Here is a 2,980-nt window from a genome sequence, read left to right as displayed (position 1 = left end):
ATAATTCCCAGTTATCCCACTCGCAGTCTCCCCAGGGTGTTGGCCTTCAGAACGGCTTGTTTCAGCCGTTCGTCGCTGACGTGGGTGTAGATTTCCGTCGTCGAAATTGAGCGATGGCCGAGGAGGCGTTGGACGAAGCGGATGTCGATGCCGGCTTCGAGGAGGCTCGTCGCCGCCGAGTGACGCAGCATGTGGGGCGTGATGCGGCGGGTGAGGCCGGCGCGCTCGGCGAGACGGCGTAAGCCCCGGCGGACGCGGTCGGTCGATATCCGGCCACCGACTTCACTTCGCAGTAGTGGCGTTGCTGGTGCCGCGCGATGCAGCCCTTGGTCCTTCATGAAGGCACGCACCTCGCCGACCACTTCGCTGGACGTCAGGAAGACCTGCCGTTCGCGATTGCCTTTGCCGCGAACCCGCAACGTCCGGCGCTCGAGGTCGATGTCGCCGACCCGCAGGGCCGTGAGTTCGGCCACGCGCATCCCGGTGGTGAAGAGCAGGAGGATCGCGAGAGCGATCGGTGCCGATGCTTCACGACGTGCGGTGAAGAGGCGCCGCAGTTCCACGGCGGTGAGGCAACGCGGCAGGCGCTTGGGCAGGCGGATCCGTACCTCGGCGGTTCGGAACGGTGAGGCAGCGATGTCGCCTCGCCGCTCGGCCCAGGCGAAGAGCGCGCGCAGGCAGGCGAGGCGTCGCTTCACCGTGGCCGGAGCGAGCCCGCGTGGGCCGATCAGCCATTCGGCATAGGCGGTCAGACCCGAAGCGGTGGCAGGCGAGGCGTGAGCGCCGTCGGCGAGGTAGCGTCGGAGATCGCCGAGATCTTGGGTGTAGGCCTTGATCGTGTTGGCCGAGAGGTCGCGACCGGTTCGGCAATGCCGCAGGAACGCGGCGGAGGCGGCGAGGAGGTCCATGGGTTCTGCTCCGGAGACGGGGAAGGTTGCCTCGGAGGCTTACCACGGCTGAAATTCCTCCTCATCCGCGTGCAGGGTGCGGGTCGCGCTGCGATGCAGCTCTGGACTGCTGTCGGTTCGATGAGGCCGTGAAGGCACTCGACGAGAAGCGAAACCGACCTCCGCTCTGATCGACGGCATCCCGTCGAACCCCTGCCTTCCACGATCAACCCGCTTCGGGGTCGGCTACGCATGCGTGCCGCCGACCGACCGGGGCCGGTTCGGTGATCGCGGCCGGGGTTCGACCACAGGGCGCCACCGAGCGGGGATCGGCCCCGCTCCCGGATGGAGCCTCCCCCGTGTCCCACGATCTCGCTCTCGCTCGGTCTCATGCGCTCGATCTCGCCCGTACCCTGATGGTCCCGGTCGTTCTCTTTCGCTCCGGCGCCGAATTCGGCGTCCTGCCGGCCGACGAACTCGACGAGGGCGACGATGTCGAGGTCCTCGCCGAATACGATCCGTGGCGGGCTCATTGAGCCCGCTTCCCCACGCGACGAAGGCGCCCCGATAAGGAGGCGTGCCGCGGCGACCGAGGCCCGCCCCTCGGGCGCCCGCCGTGCCGGGAGGCCGCGAGAGGGAGAGGGCGGACGGCAGGTCGGTGACGGGTGAGGGCCGGAGAGAGGGTCTTCCGGCGCCCGTCGCGGAGATCGGTTCCATGAACATGCAGGTTCTCGATGCGCGGCGCGAGGCGAGCGGCGGCTACAAGGTGGATGTGACGCGCGGCGAGCGGGTCGGGCGGGTGTCGTCGGAGTGGTTTTCGCGGCCTGACGACGAGCGGTTCCTGTCGCTCGGCGATCTGGGCCGCGCCGTGCGTGACCGGTCGGAGCGCAGCCGTACCCGCGTCGTCGCGACCGACCTAATCCAGTTCGAGGCGAACCGCAGCGACGGTGAGCGCCTGGCGCTGATCCTGCCGGGGGCGGAGGCGCCGGTCGTTCCGACGCATTGGAGCTTCGGCCAGCTCGCCGCCCAAGTCGGTGCGCCGGCCGCCTACCTCCGTCAGCTCCCCGCCGCGCTCGCCGGCATCAATCTGCAGTATGGGCTCGGCACCCACCGCGGCGAGCAGATCAAGACGCTCGAGACCGACGACGGTAGGGTCGAGCTGCGTGCGGTCACCGGCCCGGACTATGGCCGCATCTACGACCACGAGCTGGTCGAGGCGGTGCAGCGCATCGCCGGCAACGGCACCGGCGACACGCGCTGGAAGATCCCGGGCGTGCTCGACTGGTCGACCGGCATCTACAACCCGTGCGTCGACGCGACCCGGGACACGACGACACTCTATGCCAGCGACCGCGATGTGTTCCTGTTTCTGGTCGACGATCTCAACCCGATCGAGGCGGGGCGGCTGCCCGACGGCTCGCCCGACCTGTTCTTCCGCGGCTTCTACTGCTGGAACTCGGAGGTCGGCGCCAAGACGCTCGGCATGGCGAGCTTCTACCTGCGCGCCGTGTGTCAGAACCGGAACCTGTGGGGCGTCGAGGATTTCGAGGAGATCACCATCCGCCATTCCAAATACGCCGCCTCACGCTTCGCCCACGAGGCGGCGCCGGCGCTGATGAACTTCGCCAATTCGTCGCCCCGCCCCTTCGTCGAGGGCATCCGGGCGGCGCGGGAGCGGATCGTCGCCAAGACCGACGAGGACCGCGGCGACTTCCTGCGGCGCCGTGGCTTCTCGAAAGGCGAGACGGCGAAGATCATCGAGACGGTGCTCGCCGAGGAGGGCCACCCGCCGGCGAGCATCTTCGACTTCGTGCAAGGGATCACGGCGGTCGCCCGCGACAAGCCGCATCAGGATGCCCGCCTCGACATGGAGGCGAAGGCGAAGAAGCTGCTCGACCGGGCGGCCTGATCCCGAGGGCGGGGGGGGAGCTCCTCATCCTCGCTTCCCTGCCCCGCCCGTGTTTCCGCCCCTGCGGCGCCGTCCTCGAGAGGAAGAGGGCGGCGCTGCGCTTCGTGACGAGTTCGGGCCGAAGAGAGAGTCTCTCGGCGCTCGTCGTGGAGCAGGATCCATGACCAAGACTTCCCCGAAGATC

3 protein-coding genes are annotated in these 2,980 nt (G+C 68.7%); 2 read left to right on the top strand and 1 reads right to left on the bottom strand.

Annotation, left to right across the window (positions count from 1 at the left end):
• Positions 1 to 11 precede the first annotated feature (11 nt).
• Entirely contained in the window at positions 12 to 908 is an 897-nt protein-coding gene (locus tag V7Q42_RS21345; RefSeq protein ID WP_333826287.1) for a tyrosine-type recombinase/integrase, read from the bottom strand.
• Between the two features lie 338 nt (positions 909 to 1,246).
• Between V7Q42_RS21345 and V7Q42_RS21340 the strand changes: the two genes are divergently transcribed.
• Together V7Q42_RS21340 and V7Q42_RS21335 are read left to right on the top strand one after the other, a co-directional pair.
• Entirely contained in the window at positions 1,247 to 1,423 is a 177-nt protein-coding gene (locus V7Q42_RS21340; protein WP_333826134.1) for a hypothetical protein, read from the top strand.
• A 179-nt stretch (positions 1,424 to 1,602) separates the two neighbouring features.
• Positions 1,603 to 2,796 carry a DUF932 domain-containing protein gene (locus tag V7Q42_RS21335; protein ID WP_333826286.1) on the top strand — a complete coding sequence of 398 codons (1,194 nt, stop codon included), beginning with the start codon at positions 1,603 to 1,605 and terminating at the stop codon, positions 2,794 to 2,796.
• Positions 2,797 to 2,980: the final 184 nt, after the last annotated feature.

Source organism: Pinisolibacter sp., from assembly GCF_036782435.1.
Classification (GTDB): domain Bacteria; phylum Pseudomonadota; class Alphaproteobacteria; order Rhizobiales; family Ancalomicrobiaceae; genus CALBKH01.
This window is presented reverse-complemented; position numbering and strand designations above follow the sequence as displayed.